Raw genomic sequence first — 20,977 nt, 5'->3', positions numbered from 1 at the left:
CTATAGCATAAAATCAGGTTTTAATGAAAAACAACCCTAAACTACTCAGCAATTATGAGTACAAGAAGTTCTTTCTTCCAGATATATCTACTCATAATCTCTTTAATAATTCTAATGTACAGCTGTATCGAATTGAAAATTATCTAAAGAAAATTGTAATTCCCGTTAATCCGTATCAAACGACTTTCAACTTTCTGATTTTTGTTACAAAAGGATTTCTAAAACAGCAGCTCGAAACATCTGTATTTGAAATTAATGCTAACCAAGCGCTGAGCATTAAACAAGGAAATTTTACGGCAACCTTAGAATTATCAGATGATGTTGAGGGATTTTTTGTTATTTATGAAAACGAGGTCATCACTGAAATTGCGTTGACTACAAGCGATCTAAACTTTTTTTACACCTCGCCTTTCTCTATTTTAAACCCTAACCAAATCAATTGGCTTATCCGTTTATTTGAATTGCTGGAAGAAGAATTAAACCAAACCGAACATATTAATGCAATCACTACAGCCCTTCTTCAATCAGCATTATTAAAAATTATACGAACAGAAAATACAGACAATAAATCACTTAGCCGTGCAAGTTTTATCTCTTTTCAGTTTAGGGAATTGGTGCAGAAAAACCATATCCAACATAAAAACATCGATTATTACTCCAATCTATTAAAAATATCAGATAATTATTTGAACAAATGCGTTAAAGAAACTACGGGAAAGGCACCAAAACAATGGATAAACGAAATTACGATTCAACACAGCCAAATTCTTTTGCAAGATAATTCTAAAGAAATAGCAGAAATAGCATTTGAGCTGCATTTTCAATCGCCTTCTTATTTTTCACGTATGTTTAAAAAAGTGACAGGAGAATCTCCTTCTGATTATCGAACACAGTTTTTAAAACATTAAGATTTACAATTCATTCATAAAAAAAGAAAACGCTTAAACAGGATGTTTAAAAATCCTGTTATAAGCGTTTTTTTGTCTAAAAAAGACTCTACTTAAAAAATACGAATATTACTTCTTGAATTAAGCTGGCGTGCCTTCACTGTTAGAAACAATAGCGTCAACTTGAATTAAAGCATTCAAAGGAATTGCTGAAACGCCAACTACTGTTCTTGCAGGCAAGTCTCCGCTGAAAAAAGAAGTATAAATTTCGTTTACAGCCGTAATATCAGCCACATTTTTAAGCTGAATGTTCACTTTAACAATGTCATCCATTTTGTGGTCGATACTTTCTACAATTGCTTTGATATTGTTTAAACATTGTACTGCTTGCTCTTTAATGCCGCTGCCTACTATTTGATTGTTTTCTGGAACCAAAGGCAATTGACCTGCAATATGATTGTAATGTGAATAAGCAACTGTGTGCGAATACGGAACTTTTGGTGCATTTTCTGTATTATTTGCTTCAATTACTAGAAAACGTGCATCTTCTGAAAGTTGCGGAGGAGTTCCGTCACCATGTGATACAGCAGTATCAATTTGAACCAAAGCCCCAAGTGGCAAAGCAGAAGCACTAACAATTGTTCTAGCTGGAACATAGTTTGGGAAGAATTTTGCTAAAACTTCGTTTACAACTTCAGCATCTGAAATGTTCTTAAGAAAAATAGTAGTTTTAACCACATCGTTCATAACGTGTCCAATGCTTTCTAAAATAGCTTTAATATTTTCTAAACATTGTTCTGCTTGCTCTTTTACACCACCCTCAACAATTTTATCAGATTGTGGATCGATAGGCAATTGAGCTGAAATATTACTATAGTGAGAAAATGCTACATTGTGAGCGTGTATGCTCTTTGGCGCTTTTTCTGTACTTCTAGTTACTTTAACAAGATCTAAAGCTTTTTGCGGAGTTGTTCCCTCACCGTTTGAGATAAGAGTATCAATCTGAATTAAAGCACCTTCTAATGGCAAAGCATCTACGGCAACCGTTGTTCGAGTTGGAAGATTGCCTTTGAAGAATGTTTTGTACACTTCGTCTATTGCTTCTATATCAGAAATATTCTTTAAGAAAACGGTTAGTTTTACAGCATCATCCATAACATGGCCAATGCTTTCTACAATTGCTTGAATATTTGTCAAACATTGTTTTGCCTGTTCTTTAATATCACCGCTAACTATTTCTCCTGTTTTAGGATCGATAGGCAATTGCGCCGAAAAATTGTTGTAATGAGAAAACGCTACTGTTTGCGTTGAAAAAAGGCTTTTTGGCGCATTTTCTGTGTTTCTCGAGTTCTTTTTAATTTCGCTCATAAATTCTTTGATTTCTGTTTTTATAATTACTTTTTTATGTACTTTTCTATTAGCTTATCATGCCCCAAAAGGATTTTTCCAAATTATATCTAAGGCCAAATAATTCACGTCTGAAATATCAGATCCTTTACCAATGAGGTTATACATATAGCCTACATCGAAAATAAATGGAATTTCATGTGGTGTAAGTGAGTAGTAAAGTGTGAACCTGCTTTCCTTATAATCAAATTTTGACCATTCCTTCTCGGGCTCATTTTCTTTGCTTATTGCAAAAAGAACTTCGGCTCCGCCTATAATATGATGTGTTTTAGTGCTTCCTAAATCTAGGCTTAGCTGTGTTTTGAGGCGAGTACGCAACTGAAAATTCTCTTCGGTATTACTGAAATCTGGATTGAAAAATTTCCTAAACTCTTGTCTTATCGTATTTTTCCATTTCAGTCCGTTACCTTCTGTGATATAAGAATAGCGTCCGTACAATCTAAATTCCTGTTCAATTGCAGGATTTAATTCTTCATAAGGCGCTTCAGAATCGTAATTATTAGATCTTCTGTAGCTCAGCGCATACGAGTATTCCCAATTCTTGCTATAACGGTTGGAAATTTCTTCATTGATTACCAGAATTGCCATTTTAGAAAATGGATTATTCTCATCTGGACTGCTCTTTAATCCATAGCCTACATAAGTTGTCGATTCTTTTTGTTTAAGTGAATCTAAAGACTGTCTAACTCCAAACGCAAACCAAGCTGCGTTTTTTCCTTCTCCTAAACCTGGTGGACTTAATTGTGCGTATGATTTATTACTAAATGTGACCACAAAAATGACCACTGCCAATAGCAATTTGCTTTTTGCAGACACGTTTTTCATATTTTCTAAATTTTAAAATTTGTAGCTTATTCCTGCTTTTACAGCGAAAGGAGTTCCGGGAGTAAAACATAATTCTGATACTGAACTAGCTTCGTCTCTAAGTCTTGTTTCTGTTTCAAATTGCGCTTCATTCCATTTGGTATTAAAGATGTTTTGAAACTGCATGTTTACTTCCCACTTTCTTTTTCCATAAGCCAAGACAAGATCATTAACGAAATAGCCTCGTGTTCTTACTGAATTGTCTTCTATGGCAGGTCTTGAATCCATATAGCGGTATCTCAAATTTGCTGAAAAACCTGATGGAAGTTTTACTGCAACACCTCCAGTGCTCGTAAAAGTTGGTACTAACGGAATATAATCTTCTCCTTTTGGCTCATCAATAAAACGTGCATGAGCATAATTAAGATCTCCGTCTAAATAAAGCCAAGAAATAGGCTGATATCTCAAACTCAAATCAAAACCTAAACGGCGTGTTTTTCCTGATGGCTCTACCACTGCTTCATCTCCAACATATACAAATTCCTGCTGTAAATACATGTGCCAGATCGCTGGCTGAATAATCATATTGGCTGTTGGACGAAGAATAACACCAAAATCACTTCCAAAAGAATACGGAAGAATGTCCTTTCCATCCTGAGCCACTACAACTCTTACGTCATTGGAATGAAATCCAAAACCAGACTTAATATACCATTGTACATTTTGGTTCTGTGTATACGAAATATTCAATTTTGGACTTACTCTAGCCGCCGAAGCTTCTTTCGTCGCAGGTAAAGTAGCAAGACGATCATGAAGACTAAAGGTAAAATAGTCTAACCTTGCCGATGGATTGATGAGCCATTTCCCTACTCTATAATCAAGTGAAGTATAACCATGAACATTGACTTCTGTAGCAGATCCATCAGATAATCTGTTTAATAATAAATCGCGCTGATAGACATGATTTAATTGTAAGTCCTTGATATCATCAAAACGAAATCCTGCTCCCGACGTCCAAGTCATGTTGCTATTTTCAAATGCAAATCTTCGGACATACTTATTTTCAAGACCATAAATAGAACGATTGTCAGTTTGCTGAATCTCATCTCCATAAACAGGATCATTTAGAAAAAAAGTAAAGTTTGAAAACAGATTGAAATTATATTTAGAATAGAACAAATTGCTAGAAAACTCTTCGTTCTCGTTGGCTAAATACCTATAATTTAATGCCAAATTAGTTCTCGATGTTCTTCCGCCTTCAGTTGGATCTATTGATCCCCATCTGCTTATAATTCCTTCTTCTACTGCTCTTTCCGGAATTTGTCCCGAAGCATTCCAGTTTGAAGTAAAAGTCGATCCTAAAATAGAGATATATTGCTTTTCATCAATCCACTGGCTGTACTTCGCTAAAAAATTAATGCGTGTAAAATCCTGTTTGACATCAAACGGTCCATCTGTATAATTGAATTCGCCTGCTACATAGAAACTCTTATCTTTATTGTTTTTATCTAAAAGATTAAGCATTGTAACCGCTCGCATGGTATTAAATGAACCGCCTTCAATTTTAAAAAGGTTATTTTCTAATTTGTCATACGTACTAAAATTGACATATCCCGAGGTATTAAAATCTCCTTTATCGGCATAATAAGCTCCTTTTCCAAAATCGATATCTTTGATTGTTTCTGGAATCAGAAAATGCAAATCGGCATATCCCTGACCATGCGCATGTGAGACTATGTTTACTGGCATTCCGTCAGCCATAACGCTGATGTCGGTTCCATGATCATTATCAAAACCTCGCAGAAATATTTGTTCTGCCTTACCGCCACCCGCATGTTGGGCAATAAAAAGTCCGGGAACTTTCCGTAATAAATCCTGCGCGGAATTAACTGGAGTCATTTTTAAGTCGACTTTCATTATCTTTTTTCTGAAATCGACGTTGTTTATCACTATTTTGCTCAGATGCATTGTATCTGCTTCTGATTTATTTACTTCTAATTTGTTTGCTTCTGGCTTATCTGCTTCTTGAGCAAATCCATACTGCACTGCCAACAATACTATTACAATCCCTGCAAAAAGTTTGTTTTTCATTATTCTTAATTTTCTTCTACAATTGCCATTTTGTTTTCAAAACGGCCTACTATTTTTTTTAGGAATACAATTACCCACATCGATAAAACAAATGGAAACGTAAGTGTAATCCATCCGTTATGCATCATAAAAATGTCAAAGTATGTTGCTATGATTACTGATAGCAATACATATAATCCATCTCTTGGTTTTGTTCCGCTGCATGCAATTCCGCATAAAACAGCGTTGAAACTAAACATTCCATCTTCTATTAATTTTACAGAATCCTGATCAAAATGTGCAATTGCCGCTGCAATTACCGCCGCTAGGAATCCGTATAAAGCTGCTGTGGGATTATTGAGAAAAACCCCTATAAAGAAGAGCAAACCTGCAGCAATAGTTCCCTGAAAAATCACTTCACTATAGGCATGCGCAGCTACCGCAAAATCTTCAAGTTCAGGCATCTCTCCTTTTACTACAGACACTCTTGCAGTTGCTAATCCAAAATGTTGGATACTCAAAACAGCAATTACTGTAATAACAATAAAAGGAAAGGTGAAAAAGGGAATCTTTTTACGAATGGAAAATTCCATTAGCAATGTGCTTAATACAGATCCTAAAACAAGTAAAAACCATATTAACGGACTTGTTTCAAAGAAGAAAACTAATCCTACTCCGACTAACGTTGCATTAAATCCGTATAAACCTGCCTTTATATTTTCGTCACTAAAATTGCAAATTTTTGCTGTCGCAGTACCAATTATAGAACTCAACAAAGCTGCAACTCCCATCAAGATAGAATCATAAGATATCGCAATTAAAAATAATAATCCTGTCCAAGCACTTTCTTGAAGCATGATTTGTCCAATGCCTTTAAGCACTGTTTCTACTATTGATTTTATTTTTTTCATTTGTGTATACTTCTAGAAATAAAAATTATTTGAATTACCAGCCTAAAAAGACCATCCCGACACCACATGCTAAAACTACTGCTCCACTAATTGCTGGGGTATAACGTTCTAGTTTTTCCGTTTTGAAAAAAGAATATCCATATACTCCCAAAAGCACCATACCAAGCATAGTCAAAACGGTGCTTAGCGTAAAAACACCAATGATTGTAGAAATTTCGCCAACAGAACGTTTCAATCCAGAATAGAATAATAAAGGAATTAGAGGTTCACTTGGTCCCATTACGAAAATGGCAAACAAAACTAAAGGCGTTACTTTAACTCGATTCGTAGGCATAACTACTTCTCCATGTTTATGCGAAAACACAAATACATCTTCTCCCATTACGTCAAAGTGTTTGTGCGCTTTGTTCTTGTATGCAGCCCAAAGCCCATAAATAAGATAAATTGCACCAAATAACAGCAGTGCCCAGCTTGCAACATTGCCTCTAAAATCTTGGAAAAATGTTATTTTATTGATTTGCCATCCTAAGAAAACCCCAATAAATCCTAAAACTACCGAACTCAAAATATGTCCGAAACCGCAAACTATTGTAAGCATAATTGTCTTGGACATACTCCATTTGCGAGATCTTGACAAAACAATAAATGGCAAATAATGATCAGGTCCCGAAGCCGTATGAAAAAAGCTGATGCTGATCGCTGTAATTGATAATGCTATTAAATTTGAATCCATAATCTGCTTAAATTTGTATTACTGCTTTTTCTTCCCAAAGCACATCCTGCACTTTTCGGAAGAAATCAAACATTTGCTCTCCTCCATTTCCTAGAATTCTAATGACAAAACCGTTTGCTTCTAGCTTACTGATTCCGAATGATACATTTTCTAGTCCTTCTAGTTCTTTAAAAAAGTATTCTATACGATCTTCCAAGTCGTCATCTTTTGTATTGAGATATACAAAAGTTCCTTGATGGGTAAAGCCTTCCAGTAAACCCATCGCAGCTAAGGGCATAATATCTGGTCTTAAGAGAACATTGTCTTTTAAGACCAGTCTATCGTGATAATAAACCTCTAGAAGATTTTGAAAATGAGCATACTTAAAAGTTTCTCCGTGATGTTTACGGCCACAGGTAATAATTTCGCTTATCGTCAAATCACAATCATCTTCGATGTAAATCTTATTATGACTTTTAAATGTTGAATCTTCATGAGGCACCACAGGATGAGGAACATACGAGAAAGAAGTTCCTTTTTCCATTTTGACATTCATGATTTGCGAAGCACTCCCATCCATATTAAACAATCGCTGATAAGATTGTGACTGCAATTGCAAACGAGCATTTTCTTTTACATTCACCTGTATATCATAAACGTCACCGCTTAAAATTCCAGGTGATGAACTCATGATCATCAAATACGACGCTCCATCAGATTTATACTGTCCAACAGGCATAATCCTGAAAGGTTGTGTTACGTATGCATCTCTTAAAAATGATTCCCCATCCCTTTCTTCTACTTCTATTTTTAGGGTGCTTACCATTTGATTAACGAACTAAATTTGGTTCTTCAATATCTTCTAGCAATGCATATTTCTTGATCCATCCAATAACTTCATCAATTCCTTCAGTAGATCTAAGGTTTGAGAATACAAACGGAGCACCTTTTCTCATTCTACGTGCATCGTTCTCCATCACTTCTAAACTTGCTCCAACGTAAGGCGCTAAGTCAATTTTATTGATCAAAAGCAAATCTGATCTTGTGATACCAGGCCCACCTTTACGAGGGATTTTCTCTCCTTCGGCCACATCAATTACGAAAATCGTCACATCGGCTAAATCTGGTGAAAAGGTTGCTGAAAGGTTATCTCCACCACTTTCAATTAGAATTAATTCGATATCAGGAAAGCGCGAAACCAATTCATCTACCGCTTCCAAATTCATACTAGCATCTTCACGAATCGCGGTGTGAGGACAACCTCCAGTTTCTACTCCAATGATTTTTTCTTTTGGCAACAAACTGTTTTTTACCATAAATTCAGCATCTTCTTTAGTGTAGATGTCATTAGTAATTACTCCTAAATTATAGTCGTTTAGCATTTTTCGGCTTAAACGTTCTAACAATGCTGTTTTTCCTGATCCTACAGGCCCAGCAACTCCTATTTTTACATATTTTCTAGTTTCCATTTCTTTATTTTTTTATTTTCTCTTTCTTCTTTTCTCTATTTCTACGACATGTATAATCTTGAATAAAGTCTCTCGTGCTGCATGCATCGAATATCAAACGCGATGCTGCAAAGACCTACAAGTTCTCTGTCTATTGTTAAAGTTTCTTTTGCTAATTTTTTAAGCAGTGGTTGCAATTCGAATAAAACATCTTGTCCATCTAATTGCCCTAGAGGAACTAGCTTAACCGAATTGGTAATCATTCCGATGGCAGCATTGTAATAGAATGCGAATAAAGCTTCGTCCAGCGGAATTTCTAATAACTGTGCGTATATCCCAAAAGCGATGCAATAATGAGCAGATGCTTTTTTGTCGGCGATTGCACGTTCATAATCATTAACGAGATCAAAGGCCTTCTGTCTTCTAAAAATCTTGATTAATCGAATTCCTAGTTTCTGACTTGCCTCACGAATTTCTCGCGGACTCTTTAAAGCACTGCATTCTTGATCTAGTTTTATTATGGTTTCTAAATCATTTTCTGCAGCAGCGATATAAGTTAATTTTAAGAAAGATGCATCATTATACTTAATGTTATACATTAACATGTTTGACACAAACTCTTTTGCCGAAGCTACAGAATTTACTGCTTCATCCTGAACGTAAGTCTCCAATCCATTAGAGTGTGTATATCCTCCAATTGGCAAAGTTGGATCTGCCAGATGGAGAAGACTTCCTAAATAAGTGTTTTCTATATTAGTCATTTGAAGAAGCCATATTTAGGATTTTTGTAAAAAGAGACGAATTTCCGTGACCATGAGGCGCTACATTTGATTTTAGCAAATGCAAGAGCTGTATCTCCTGTTTTTCTGGCTTGTAACCACTCGCTTCAAGCCATCTAAACATTGGCATTTCAAAAGGCATCATAATCTGATCATTCTGAATGAATAATGGAAGATGTTTGTTTCCAATTTCATAGCAAATGGTTCCCATTTCTAATAAAGACAAAGGCGTCATTACAATCGCTTCACAAGGTTTAATGTTTACAACAATCGCTTTTTTATCATCTTGAAAAAGAATATCATCTTGATTCAATCGCTGTCCTTCCTGAATAAACTTAATCGCAATTTCAACCCCTGAATTTGTTCGCTTGCGCTGAATTCTCTTAGTAGTTTCAAACCACTCAATTTCGAGAAGATCGATCTCAAGACCATCCATTGAATGTGTTTTTGTATTACCTATTATCTGTTGTATAATCATTATTTTGATTTTTTAAGGGAAATGTTTTTTGAAACTCCTAGTCCGAATGTTGATCCATTTATTCCAGCAACAAATGTTCGATTACTCGTTTTATTTGCATCATTTCCTTTAGTATTTTCATATGATAATTCACAGAACTTCGCTTTTAGTGCCCATCCATGACCAAGAAGTACGGCAACAATTGGGTATATTCGTCCTAAATAGCCGTTATAGCTATAAGAACCTGGAGTATTCATAAGCGTATTTCCCCATACATAATGTGCGTCTGCCTGAGCGATGATGGCAAAATGATCTCCAATATTCCAAGAGTCACTATAAAACGGACCAATTTCGTGTTTAGAGTCGGTAAGATTTCCTGTTGCGTTTTTCTCTTGATCAAAAGCAAAATTCATCCCTGCAACGACGTGATCATTAAAAAAATATCCTACTCCAATTGGATTTGCACCAAAACTACTTCCTGTATTATTATTGTCTTTATAAGTTAAAGAACCATAAAGCATTAAAGATCCTTTCTGTGCATGAACCGTTGTTAAAGACGTGCATACTAAGAGAAGAATTAAACCCAAATTAATTTTCCAACTATTCATAAATTCTTTTTTTTGTTTATATCTAATCTTACTGCAACAAACTAAATTGCCGCAGTAAGAAGTAGAATAACAGTTATTTATTAAAACAAGTAGTATAATTGTGCTAATGGAAGTTTATCCACAGGTTCGCAAGTGATTTTTTCCCCATCGATGGTCACGGTATAGTTTTCAGCATTTACCATGATTTCTGGAGTTGCGTTGTTATGAATCATATCGGCCTTACCAATGTTTCTACAATTTGAAACTGCTAGTAATTTCTTTTCCAAACCATATTCTTCGGCAATATTATTGTCGATACCGGCTTGAGAAACAAAGGTGAAAACCGTTTTGGTCAATGCTTTCCCATACGTTCCAAACATATTACGCATAATGATAGGCTGCGGTGTTGGAATAGAAGCATTAGCATCCCCCATTTTGCTTGCGGCAATAAAACCTCCTTTTATGATAATTTCTGGCTTAACTCCAAATAATGAAGGTTTCCAAATTACCAAGTCAGCAATTTTGCCTGCTTCTATTGATCCAACATAATTAGAAATTCCGTGCGCAATTGCAGGATTGATTGTATATTTAGACACATATCTTTTTGCACGATAGTTGTCGTTTTTGTTTACTGCATCTTCGGTTAAATGTCCTTTTTGTTTCTTCATCTTATCTGCCGTTTGCCATGTGCGGGTAATTACTTCACCCACACGTCCCATAGCTTGCGAATCGGAACTCATGATACTGAATACTCCCATATCTTGAAGCACATCTTCTGCCGCAATAGTTTCAGGACGAATACGTGAATCGGCAAAAGCCACGTCTTCTGGGATTTTTGGACTCAAGTGATGACAAACCATTAACATATCCAAATGCTCATCGATAGTATTTGTTGTATAAGGTCTGGTTGGGTTTGTAGACGCTGGCAATACATTTGGATACATTGCCGCCTTGATAATATCTGGTGCATGACCACCTCCTGCTCCTTCTGTATGGAAGGTGTGAATAACACGTCCTGCGATAGCATTCATCGTATCTTCAAGAAATCCTGCTTCATTAAGCGTATCGGTGTGAATAGCTACTTGTACATCATATTTGTCAGCAGCTTTTAGAGAAGCATCGATTACAGCTGGAGTTGCTCCCCAATCTTCATGGATTTTTACTCCCAATGCTCCTGCTTCAATTTGTTCTTCAATTGGAGCTTCTGTAGCCACATTCCCTTTTCCGAAAAAGCCAACGTTTACAGGAAATGCTTCTGCAGCTTGCAACATTCTTTTAATGTTATGTTTTCCTGGAGTAACTGTTGTAGCATTTGTTCCATCAGCAGGGCCAGTTCCACCACCTATCATCGTAGTAACTCCGCTATACAAAGCCGTTTCTATTTGAGTCGGACTGATAAAGTGTATGTGCGTATCAATTCCTCCAGCCGTAACAATATATCCATGACCTCCATGAACTTCTGTTGAAGCTCCGATAATCATGCCTGGTGTGATATTGTCCATGGTATCAGGATTTCCCGCTCTACCAACACCAACAATTTTTCCATCTTTAATACCAATATCTCCTTTTACAATTCCCCAGTGATCAATAATTGTAGCACCAGTAATTACAAAATCTAGAACACCTTCATCACGCAAAGCTGTTGAAGATTGGCACATACCATCTCTTACTGTTTTTCCTCCACCAAACTTTGCTTCATCTCCATAAGAACAGAAATCTTTTTCAATTTCGATAATAAGATCTGTATCTCCTAAACGTATTTGATCTCCTACTGTTGGACCAAAAATACTTGTATAATTTTTTCTAGTTACTTCTAAACTCATGATTTCACATTTTTAAATTTGCCTTCCTCTAAACGTTCTAATGCAACAGCCTTATTATGTGGAGACAAGTCTCCATCAACTAAATTGTTGTGTCCAAAAAGACGTTGGTTTCCGCCAAACTCCGTCAGTTCAACTTCTTTCTCCTCTCCTGGCTCAAATCTCACTGCTGTACTGGCAATAATATTTAATCGCATTCCGAATGCTTTTTCTCTGTCAAAAGACATCATTCTGTTCACTTCAAAAAAATGAAAATGTGAACCTACTTGAATCGGTCTGTCTCCTGTATTGGTAACTTTTATAGTTAACGTTTTACGGCTATCATTACAAATAATAGTACTATCTTTTAGTATAATCTCTCCTGGAATCATTGCTGTTTCTTTTTGTTGTTTATCGCACAGGGTTGTGTACGGTTACTAGTTTTGTTCCATCTGGAAATGTCGCTTCAATCTGTATATCATGAATCATCTCCGCCACGCCTTCCATCACATCTTCTTTACGAAGCAATGTCGCGCCATATTGCATTAATTCGGCTACTGTCTTGCCGTCTCGTGCACGTTCCATAAGTTCACTGCTAATAAGAGCAATGGTTTCAGGATAATTTAATTTTAAGCCTCGGGCTTTTCTCTTTTGAGCCAATTCTCCAGCTGTGTGCAGCATTAGCTTCTCAATCTCTCTTGGTGTTAAGTGCATAGTAAAATATTTTGGGTTATGTAAATAGAGATCCGCATAACTGATCTCTTTTTTTTAGATCAATAATGATTTCTTTAGATAATAAAAATGGATTAAATGGGGTGATAAGTACATTATCCGGCATAGAATGCTACTTGGACAAGTATAAAGATGTATTTTCTAGAACAAAATATACACCTGTCTTATTTGCTGCAAAACGTGGTAATAACTTGCAGATAATAAGTATTTTGCTAAAATTTGAGCATAAAACCACTCAAGATAAAAAATCTAAGTTTATCTTGAACGCAATGCGCTAAATTCAATTAAGCAGTTAAAAAAAATTAAATGTGGATTTTCAGGCTATGAAATAGGATATTTCGTGACGTGTTTCTAAAAGGAATTATGTTTCTTTCCCATATTCCTTGACTGTTTAATTTTATATTTTCTACATAAACAAAACAATCGTCCTTTAAATTTTTGAAATTTAAGTTAAATGGAGAATCAGGCAAAGAACTGCTAGATTTTTCCGTTTCAAAAGTATTCTCCAATAAAACAAATTTCAACTCATCAGAATCTGAAAGTGCTTTATTTACTGTTGACTTATTGGTGGTTTGCGTCTCAAAAACTGATGAAGTCGCTTTGTGAGTATTCATTCTCTTCACAACAGAGTTGCTATAACTACTTGGAATAGTTAAGAGGCAAATTTGTAAGAATAAAATGTAAGCTAACTTCATCGAGAAGATTTCAATTATTAGAGAATTGTTCTTTTATACTCGCAAAATTAGTGGGGTTGAAATACAATTGAGTAGCACAAATCTTGACTTTTCTTTTCCAAATTTAGAAATAATACAACTTTAACATATTTTTTTATGCTCACCAGAGTCAAATCTTTTAGTTTCCAAATGTAATTCAGGCAGTCTTTTTAATTAAAGCAACTCTACTTTTACACTATTTATTTTTCCTTCAAACTTAAAAGGCGCTTTTTTGTAATAACGAATAGAAACTGGTCCTCCTAAATCTTCTCCAACATCAAAAGTTTCGCTGGCTGTAAAGGCTACATGAACTGTACGTTTCACTTGTCCTTTCGCATATTCTTTGCCATCAACCGTAATTACAATGTCGGCGGGTGGAGACTTAAAATACGGTCGTAATTATTATGATTATCAGGAAGGAACTTTAGTATTTATATCTCCAGGACAGACGATTGATGTAGAAAACAAAGTAGATTATTACCAGCCTGCAGGACATGGATTGGTTTTTCATCCCGATTTAATCCGAGGTACAACACTTGCTAAAAGTATTACTGAATATAGTTTTTTTGGTTACAATACTAGCGAAGCTTTGCATTTGTCCGAAAAAGAAAAACAACTTGTTTTTGACTGCTTTAATAAAATTGAAATTGAATTAAAACAATCTATAGATAAGCACAGTAAAAAACTTATTGCTTCTAATATTGAATTGTTTCTGAATTACTGTGAAAGGTTTTACGACCGCCAGTTTATTACTAGAGATACTACCAATAAAGGAATTGTTGAAAAATTTGAAGAATTATTAAATAGTTATTTTTCTTCTGACAAACCAAATACAATAGGACTTCCATCTGTTGCCTATTATGCAGGAGAGCTTAATTTGTCTCCAAATTATTTTGGTGATTTAATTAAAAAAGAAACAGGGAAATCTGCTCAGGAATACATTCAAAATAAAATTATTGAAACGGCAAAAGACAAAATATTTGATTCTACAAAAACCATCAATGAGGTGGCTTATGAATTAGGTTTTAAATACCCACAGCATTTTACTCGTTTCTTCAAGCAACATGTTGGCAGTACTCCTAATGAATACAGGGTAATGAATTAAGAAAAAAAAGCTTTCAATAAATGAATGAAAAATTAAGCGCTAAAGTAAAAAACGTTAATTCCTAGGAATTAACGTTTTTTTTATGCCATCATCTTATCACCTATTAATATCTTAAAACTATATTTAAAAAAAGTGGCAGAATTTAAAAAAAACTGCCACTGGAAAGATATAATTCTAATGTAAAATTAAAATATTATTTTTTTGGATGTACTACCCCCGTCTTCAAAAAATACCCTAATTAGGAATACTTGACTGCCGGAGTTGATGCCATCAATCTCTAAATCAAATGCTTTTAGCTGGCCAATATTGTAAATCAGCCTTCCTGCCGCATCATAAATTGAAACTTGCTCCATAGCGGTCTTATAAGATTTTAATGTGATAACCTTATTTTTTGAAGCAACTATAAGATTTTCGGGATTACTATCAAAGTGAGCATTCCCCAAATTTGCCTTGGCAGTATAGCGAATTATAAAACGATCTACAAAAGTTCCTTTTTCTGTTGAAAATGTATAAGCACCTTTTTTCAAATTATGCAAAATACCGGTCTCTTTATCCTCTAGATAAATATCCTGATCAGCTAAATCGCCATCTGCATGATCAATTGAAATGTTTAAATCTCCGACAATTTCAGATCTGTAACCAAGAGGAACTGTATCGCTGAGAAGAAACGGCAGACCACGTGCCTGAATCACCAGTTTCTTTCCTTCGTTAATACTGTAAAAATCCGCATATTTATTTGCATCCAAGGAAACGGCATCATAATTAAAATCAAAACCATTAGTTGCTCCTTCTATATAACCAAGTAAAAGCTGCTTAAAAAGACCTTCATTATTAGTCAGATTAAGCCATACCCGGTGTCTTTCAATTGCGGGAACATCCTTGTAATGTAATATGGATTGATAACTGTTTTGAAATAAAGGCTTGCAAAAAATAGAATGGGCATTTAGAGAGTTTAATAACACAAAAGAAATTAAAAGTATAAAATTTGATGAGTATTTTTTTTTCATAACGTAAAATTTAATAAGTAGTAAGTGGGTAAATAAATTTGATGCTCTTTACTCTAAAATAATCTTAAACACTTGATTACGTTTTAGCTAAAATTAGAAGAGTAAATTATAATTTGACAAAAAAAGAAAGGAGGTGAATTTGAGTTTACAGCCATAAAAAAAAGATATTTTATTAGTAGGATCTAGCACTATGCTTAAAATAAATTTATAACTGAACACTAAAAATTCATTTATATCTATACCTCTAAAAGTTACAAACATCCCACTTACAAGGAAGGTTTAGCGGTAAAAACATTCTTTTATAGAAACCGAGACGGAATCGGAAAATTTTCTATAGTTTCAATCACTGGCATGTAAGCCAGTAATTGAATTTCTATATCTATTAAGACTGTAAGTTTTTACTATTCTAACAGCTTTTAGATTATTGATATTGATTCAATTCAATCTCAGAAGGATTAGGTAAAAAGAATCATAAACTTCCCCCAAAAAACCTATCAACATCTTAAATAGAAGTGTCTTTTATAACAATTACAAATTTGATTGATTTACTGGTATAATTACAAGATCACAAAGGAGTAAAATATTCTTAATAGTTATAATATTTAACTTCGAAGGTCTTTTTTACGGTACAATCGAAAATATATAACAGCAGTAAATTATCGTTATCTGTTTTACAAATGATCCAAATTCTTTAAATCTTGCGTAAAATAGTTTTCATTTTGTAACAGAGAGTCAAAAACAGAGACAAATTATTAGGTAACGATACAGCTAGAATTATGGAAGAGACATTAAATGAAATATTCGAAAAAATAAAAGCAACCGAAAAAAACAGCTAAAATTACTAATGCTTTAATATCTTATTCAAAAAGCCCATTTCATAAGAAATGGGCTTTTGTATGATTTTGTATGAGACATACTTAAGTATTTATTTCAACAAGATCCTTTCTGTAATTGCTTTGTTTGAAGAAGCCTCAATTCCGGTAACTTCGGCATACTTTACATTGGGTAGCCAAAAGGAACCTCCTTCAATACGCACAAATATTTTTTCTACTTGTATTTTTTTCTGATTTACACTTACAAAAACATGATATTTTTGATCTGAATCTATCTTTTTTAAGGTTAATGGTAACTTTTTGTACGATACAAATTGAAGCTCAAATTCCTCATTATTCAAGACTTTACTTTCTATTCCGTAGGCAAATTTGCGTTGTATATAATTGAAGTCTTTCTTCTCTCCTTTCTCGGCATATCGAATCCAATATCCTTTTATCGGATTCTCTTTATCTATTTTTCCATTTTCTTGGTAGTTTATGGCATAAATAGCAGTGTTTATATTAGGATCCCGCTGAATGTAAAAAAGCATATTATCTACGTTTTTTGGCGTGGGAAAATTTAATGGCGAAGGATTTTTAGCTTGTGCCAATAGATTTTCGGAAATTATACTTACTAAGATCGTTAGAACGATTAGTGATTTTGTAAAATATTTAAATGATAATTTATTCATGATGAAATTTTTATATAATCCATTATTTAACACATAGAAACATAGATTTACGAAACATAAAAAGGCGTTTCACTTGTTTAAAATAAACATAGTTCGCTATGTGTTAAAAACTGGTTTCTATTAGTCTTCTTCTTTACACAAATAAAAACTATGTTTCTAGCCTGCACTGAGTGGAGTCAAAGTGTGTTAAAAAAATTATATCGAAGAGTTTATTTATATTCTAGTTTGATTCGATTGCTTCCTGTTCTTTCTTTATTTTAAAAACCCAATATTTTATCAGCGGGTAATTAAATCCATAAGAAACAAAACTGTCGGTAATTAATCTTCCGATTCGGTAATCAATTTGAAATGCTTTTTGCAAAATAAGCGTACCAAATGACTTTAATGAAATGCTTCCTAATACAACCAACGCAAATTTAAAAAGCTGACTATTAATGCGGCTGCTATAGCCACATTGATTCTTAAACACCCAAAATCTATTGATGCTGAAATTGATAATTGCGCCAATGGTTCCGGAGATTAAAATAGAGAAGGTAAAATGCAGCTTACATACTTCTGTTAATAGAATCATTAAGCCATAATCGGTAATACCACCCAAAAATGCCGCAACTTGCGCCTGCAGAAAAGTAACAATCGCTTTCTTCTTGAACATTTCAGCCTTGATTTTTATCTTTTAAATCGCCCAACTTTAAGAGTTTCAAGCTGTCTATGGTATTAATTATAAATAACGCAATGGTGATTAAGCCTGCCAAATAAGTTATAGATCCAGGAAATAAAACTTCTGTAATTAAAATTAAAGCAATAATAAATCGAAGCTCTGTTGGACCAACTAAGCCAGAATCTATACTGTATTGATCTGTAATTTTGTAGCGCAACTGACTGATGATAATCGACCAGCCATACAATGCAACAAAAGCAAAGGCTAATACCTGTGTGCCATTTTCAGCATAAATGTAGTAGCCAAAGCCTATAAGTACAATACCGATCCAATCGGCGATAATATCGAGTGCAAAACCATACCAACGGCGCGGAATATTTCTATAATAAGCCAATCTTCCGTCTAAAGAATCGCCTAACCAATTTATAGCCAATCCGATAATACCCAAAAGCAAATACCAATTGGCTGAATAAGCTCCTAAAACAAAAGCTAAAAAAACGAATCCTGAACCAAGCGTTCCAAGTAAAGTAAGCAAGTTGGGCGAAATGAATTTAGGCACTTTTGGAAGCAAAAACACAATCGTTAACTGTTCTGCTCTTTTTAAAATATTAGTTCGCTTGCGGTCCGAAAATGTTCTTTGCGCAATTGTACTATACTCCTCCACCTGTATTTCTTTTCCCATTATTAGCCCAATATTTGTAAACCTGACAAGATTGCCAATTCTACTTTTGCAATTTTCAATTTGATTTTTCTTTGCTTACTTTTAAAGAAATCGCTGGCACTTTTTAGTTTACCTGATCTAACCAGATAACTAAATGCGAGAACAATTAGCATAATTATTTAACAATACCTGCAAAACGTTGATAGAAAACCGTTGGACTGTTCTCGTTTTTAGGAGCATATTTTCCTGCTATAATTGGAATATAAATAACCCTTCTTCTGCTTTCTTCGCCACGAATCGAGGATTGCGCCACTCTGTGCCACAAACGGCCATCGTGAATAGTCAAATCTCCAGCTTCCGGATTAATAGAAACTTCCTCTGGATCGGCTTGATGATCTAAAAAGTATTTTTTACGAAAAAGCATTTGATAAATACTTTGCTTATGTGTACCTGGAATGATTTTAAGACCGCCATTTTCGGGTTTCAAAGTACTTAAATGAATCCCCACATTTAACATCGGGTTTAATTTTCCACCATAGAAAATATCTCTTAAACCGTCTGTGTGCCAGCCCATTTTAGTAAACTTACTTTCTGGCCCATTGATATAATGGTTGAAAACCATTCCGTCTTTTTCTTCAGTTCCCAATCTAGCTCCATCGCCTGCCAATGGTAATAAACCATTAAATCTTGGATCAAGTAAAAGTCCGCTTAAGGCTTGATGATGCTGATTGATAAAAGCAAAACGCTGTACAATAGGAGAACCATCTAAATCTTTTCCGAATTTGATAGGAACACCATTTACTTTTTGAAGATTGTTTTCAATCCATTTTTGCTCCACTTGTTTGGAAGCATCAATGATGGATGAAACCGTTTCTGGGTTTATGAATTTTTTGAAATGGATAAAGCCATGTTCGTTAAAAAAGGCAATTTGCTCATTAGTTAATTGCTCGGTAAGGGTAAAGGTTTTATAAGAAGATCCCATGATAATATAGATTTAATAAATGAAAGAATATACTTTGTAATTTTATCTAAAACGTAACAACAGCAACAACAATAAATTATTGTGTTTGCTTGCATTCGACCTTTAGGAAAATTAAACGTATTTTTTCTTTTATCTGACATACTCTATAGAATTAGTAGAATTTAATACAAACATAATATATATTTTTTCTTTTGCAAAGAATATTTTTATATTTTTTTCGAAAAAAATTAGATTTTATAAATTCCAGCTGCCGTTTTTTCGATAAAAGCCTTTGGCAGTATACGGTTGGCATAAACTGAAATGATATTGGTAAACCCAGGAATAACTTCTGATTTTTTGCTAAACATGGCTTTTACTGCCATTTTTGCCACTTCATCGGGCTGCATATTAAACTTTTCTGCCATTTTGTTTAAAGAACTTAAACCAGCTCTTGCAGCAAAACCAGTATCAACTGGACCTGGACTAAAACAGGTTACCGAAATTGAGGTTTGAGCCAATTCGAAACGCAAGGCACGTGTAAACGACAAAACAAAAGCCTTTGTAGCAGAATAAACCGCAAGCGTAGGCACAGCTTGATAGGCAGCGGTACTCGATATATTTAAAACGTAGGCTTGTTTTTGTTTTGAAAGTATGGGAACTAATAAATGCGAAAGCTCTACCACTAAATTCATGTTGAGCTGCATCATGCCAAGCTGATCGCTTAGAGCAGACTGACTAAAATTGCCCCACACGCCATAACCAGCATTATTAACTAGAATTCCAAGTGAATAGTTATTACTTTTTATCCAATCGGTTACTATTTGCGATGCGCCATTTGTTGAAAGATCAAGAGATAAAATAAAAGCATTGATGCCGTATTTATCTTGAAGATCATTAGATAAGGCTTTTAATTCCTCTCCACTTCTTGCAGCAAGCAATAGCGGATAACCCTGTTTGGCCAATTCATAAGCAATAGCTTTTCCAATGCCTTTGCTGGCGCCCGTTATTAAGGCATACGGTTTCGTTTTTTCGCTCATTTTCTTCATTTTAAAGTATTCAAATATAAAAATTAATTGTAAACCGCTGAACAACCAACTTTCATAATGGTTCCCTCTAGCCCTATCCGTCGGCATTTATTTCGCCCAATACGCCAACAAGATATTCAAACCGATTCTGAATAAATTCTAAAAATCAACCGCTCTTAAACTATTGAAAATAGTATAGTTAAAAAAATACTATTTTTATAGTAACAAATAATTGAAGTTTATGAAATTGGAAGAAGAAAAAAATCAAGACAAAGTTACACTTCAGAAAGCTCAAATCAAGCCTTTCCTCACAGTCAATAATGGATTAAAAGCGGTTAAATTTTACACTGACGCTTTTGGCGCTGTTGAATCTAAAAGATTTGAAATTGATAACAACAAAATATCTTCTGTTTTGCAAATTGAAGGCGCCGAATTTTATCTTAGTGACGAAACACCTTGTGATGGCAGTGAAAATCCAGCATTTAATACACTAATCAGAATAATTTTAGAAACTAAAAATGCAGATAAAATATTTGAAAATGCACTAAAATTTGGTGCAATACAGATTTGTCCCATGGTAACCGAAGAAGACTGGAGAATTGGAAAGCTAAAAGATCCTTTTGGACATATATGGGAGATTGGCTATGAATTATGAGAAAATACTAGTAATTGAGAATACTACCCAAAATGAGTTAAAGAAAAGTTATAATTCAAACAACTTTATTTAAATGAATAATTTTTCATTTAACT

25 protein-coding genes are annotated in these 20,977 nt (G+C 34.4%); 4 read left to right on the top strand and 21 right to left on the bottom strand.

The window, feature by feature from the left end; all coding sequences use genetic code 11:
- Positions 1 to 23 precede the first annotated feature (23 nt).
- Positions 24 to 908, top strand: a complete 885-nt coding sequence (locus AC3Y25_RS12860) for a helix-turn-helix domain-containing protein (RefSeq protein WP_489903022.1) — start codon at positions 24 to 26, stop codon at positions 906 to 908.
- Positions 909 to 1,028: 120 nt separating this feature from the next.
- Here the strand turns inward: AC3Y25_RS12860 and AC3Y25_RS12855 are convergent, their stop codons facing one another.
- The 13 genes from AC3Y25_RS12855 to ureA form a co-directional block, all read right to left on the bottom strand.
- On the bottom strand, positions 1,029 to 2,255 hold the full coding sequence (locus tag AC3Y25_RS12855) for a Rid family hydrolase (RefSeq protein ID WP_489903021.1): 1,227 nt from the start codon (positions 2,253 to 2,255) through the stop codon (positions 1,029 to 1,031).
- Between the two features lie 57 nt (positions 2,256 to 2,312).
- Positions 2,313 to 3,119, bottom strand: coding sequence for a DUF2490 domain-containing protein (locus AC3Y25_RS12850; protein WP_489903020.1), 807 nt, complete (start codon positions 3,117 to 3,119; stop codon positions 2,313 to 2,315).
- A 12-nt stretch (positions 3,120 to 3,131) separates the two neighbouring features.
- Entirely contained in the window at positions 3,132 to 5,189 is a 2,058-nt protein-coding gene (locus AC3Y25_RS12845; protein ID WP_489903019.1) for a TonB-dependent receptor, read from the bottom strand.
- 5 nt (positions 5,190 to 5,194) lie between these two features.
- On the bottom strand, positions 5,195 to 6,079 hold the full coding sequence (locus AC3Y25_RS12840) for an urea transporter (protein WP_489903018.1): 885 nt from the start codon (positions 6,077 to 6,079) through the stop codon (positions 5,195 to 5,197).
- Positions 6,080 to 6,113: 34 nt separating this feature from the next.
- On the bottom strand, positions 6,114 to 6,812 hold the full coding sequence (locus tag AC3Y25_RS12835; RefSeq protein ID WP_111424813.1) for a hypothetical protein: 699 nt from the start codon (positions 6,810 to 6,812) through the stop codon (positions 6,114 to 6,116).
- 7 nt (positions 6,813 to 6,819) lie between these two features.
- The gene (locus AC3Y25_RS12830) at positions 6,820 to 7,617 is read right to left on the bottom strand and encodes an urease accessory protein UreD (protein ID WP_489903017.1); all 798 of its coding nucleotides are present in this window, start codon (positions 7,615 to 7,617) and stop codon (positions 6,820 to 6,822) included.
- A 4-nt stretch (positions 7,618 to 7,621) separates the two neighbouring features.
- Complete coding sequence (gene ureG / locus AC3Y25_RS12825; protein WP_074658210.1) at positions 7,622 to 8,260, bottom strand: urease accessory protein UreG; 639 nt, start codon at positions 8,258 to 8,260, stop codon at positions 7,622 to 7,624.
- Between the two features lie 41 nt (positions 8,261 to 8,301).
- Positions 8,302 to 8,991: an urease accessory protein UreF gene (locus tag AC3Y25_RS12820; RefSeq protein ID WP_489903068.1), complete on the bottom strand. Its 690-nt coding sequence runs from the start codon at positions 8,989 to 8,991 to the stop codon at positions 8,302 to 8,304.
- Position 8,992: 1 nt separating this feature from the next.
- The gene (gene ureE / locus AC3Y25_RS12815; RefSeq protein ID WP_489903016.1) at positions 8,993 to 9,496 is read right to left on the bottom strand and encodes an urease accessory protein UreE; all 504 of its coding nucleotides are present in this window, start codon (positions 9,494 to 9,496) and stop codon (positions 8,993 to 8,995) included.
- Entirely contained in the window at positions 9,496 to 10,083 is a 588-nt protein-coding gene (locus AC3Y25_RS12810; protein ID WP_489903015.1) for a hypothetical protein, read from the bottom strand. Before AC3Y25_RS12810 ends, ureE begins: the two co-directional genes overlap by 1 nt.
- Positions 10,084 to 10,163: 80 nt before the next feature.
- The gene (gene ureC, locus AC3Y25_RS12805) at positions 10,164 to 11,885 is read right to left on the bottom strand and encodes an urease subunit alpha (RefSeq protein ID WP_489903014.1); all 1,722 of its coding nucleotides are present in this window, start codon (positions 11,883 to 11,885) and stop codon (positions 10,164 to 10,166) included.
- Entirely contained in the window at positions 11,882 to 12,253 is a 372-nt protein-coding gene (ureB, locus tag AC3Y25_RS12800) for an urease subunit beta (protein ID WP_427873679.1), read from the bottom strand. Before ureB ends, ureC begins: the two co-directional genes overlap by 4 nt.
- Before the next feature lie 19 nt (positions 12,254 to 12,272).
- Positions 12,273 to 12,575 carry an urease subunit gamma gene (gene ureA / locus AC3Y25_RS12795; RefSeq protein WP_111425036.1) on the bottom strand — a complete coding sequence of 101 codons (303 nt, stop codon included), beginning with the start codon at positions 12,573 to 12,575 and terminating at the stop codon, positions 12,273 to 12,275.
- 65 nt (positions 12,576 to 12,640) lie between these two features.
- Between ureA and AC3Y25_RS12790 the strand changes: the two genes are divergently transcribed.
- Positions 12,641 to 12,871 (top strand): hypothetical protein, encoded by a 231-nt coding sequence (locus tag AC3Y25_RS12790; RefSeq protein ID WP_489903013.1) that lies wholly within the window; start codon positions 12,641 to 12,643, stop codon positions 12,869 to 12,871.
- Positions 12,872 to 12,895: 24 nt separating this feature from the next.
- Here the strand turns inward: AC3Y25_RS12790 and AC3Y25_RS12785 are convergent, their stop codons facing one another.
- Together AC3Y25_RS12785 and AC3Y25_RS12780 are read right to left on the bottom strand one after the other, a co-directional pair.
- Positions 12,896 to 13,288 (bottom strand): hypothetical protein, encoded by a 393-nt coding sequence (locus AC3Y25_RS12785; RefSeq protein WP_427873677.1) that lies wholly within the window; start codon positions 13,286 to 13,288, stop codon positions 12,896 to 12,898.
- A gap of 192 nt (positions 13,289 to 13,480) precedes the next feature.
- Positions 13,481 to 13,630: a hypothetical protein gene (locus AC3Y25_RS12780; RefSeq protein WP_427873676.1), complete on the bottom strand. Its 150-nt coding sequence runs from the start codon at positions 13,628 to 13,630 to the stop codon at positions 13,481 to 13,483.
- Positions 13,631 to 13,670: 40 nt separating this feature from the next.
- Between AC3Y25_RS12780 and AC3Y25_RS12775 the strand changes: the two genes are divergently transcribed.
- A complete protein-coding gene (locus AC3Y25_RS12775) occupies positions 13,671 to 14,411 on the top strand; it encodes a helix-turn-helix domain-containing protein (protein WP_427875786.1) in 741 nt (246 codons plus the stop codon).
- A gap of 185 nt (positions 14,412 to 14,596) precedes the next feature.
- On the opposite strand, the gene AC3Y25_RS12770 is transcribed toward AC3Y25_RS12775, so the two are convergent.
- The 6 genes from AC3Y25_RS12770 to AC3Y25_RS12745 form a co-directional block, all read right to left on the bottom strand.
- On the bottom strand, positions 14,597 to 15,418 hold the full coding sequence (locus AC3Y25_RS12770) for a DUF8693 domain-containing protein (RefSeq protein WP_489903012.1): 822 nt from the start codon (positions 15,416 to 15,418) through the stop codon (positions 14,597 to 14,599).
- A 925-nt stretch (positions 15,419 to 16,343) separates the two neighbouring features.
- A complete protein-coding gene (locus tag AC3Y25_RS12765; RefSeq protein WP_489903011.1) occupies positions 16,344 to 16,922 on the bottom strand; it encodes a DUF4833 domain-containing protein in 579 nt (192 codons plus the stop codon).
- A gap of 220 nt (positions 16,923 to 17,142) precedes the next feature.
- Complete coding sequence (locus AC3Y25_RS12760; protein WP_489903010.1) at positions 17,143 to 17,574, bottom strand: GtrA family protein; 432 nt, start codon at positions 17,572 to 17,574, stop codon at positions 17,143 to 17,145.
- Position 17,575: 1 nt separating this feature from the next.
- Positions 17,576 to 18,262, bottom strand: a complete 687-nt coding sequence (locus tag AC3Y25_RS12755; protein ID WP_489903009.1) for a CDP-alcohol phosphatidyltransferase family protein — start codon at positions 18,260 to 18,262, stop codon at positions 17,576 to 17,578.
- Positions 18,263 to 18,416: 154 nt separating this feature from the next.
- Entirely contained in the window at positions 18,417 to 19,223 is an 807-nt protein-coding gene (locus AC3Y25_RS12750; protein WP_489903008.1) for a phytanoyl-CoA dioxygenase family protein, read from the bottom strand.
- A 227-nt stretch (positions 19,224 to 19,450) separates the two neighbouring features.
- A complete protein-coding gene (locus tag AC3Y25_RS12745; RefSeq protein ID WP_489903007.1) occupies positions 19,451 to 20,239 on the bottom strand; it encodes an SDR family NAD(P)-dependent oxidoreductase in 789 nt (262 codons plus the stop codon).
- 229 nt (positions 20,240 to 20,468) lie between these two features.
- Between AC3Y25_RS12745 and AC3Y25_RS12740 the strand changes: the two genes are divergently transcribed.
- Positions 20,469 to 20,882, top strand: a complete 414-nt coding sequence (locus tag AC3Y25_RS12740; RefSeq protein ID WP_489903006.1) for a VOC family protein — start codon at positions 20,469 to 20,471, stop codon at positions 20,880 to 20,882.
- The last annotated feature ends 95 nt before the right edge of the window (positions 20,883 to 20,977 follow it).

Source organism: Flavobacterium sp. LK-23 (genome assembly GCF_058135255.1).
This window is presented reverse-complemented; position numbering and strand designations above follow the sequence as displayed.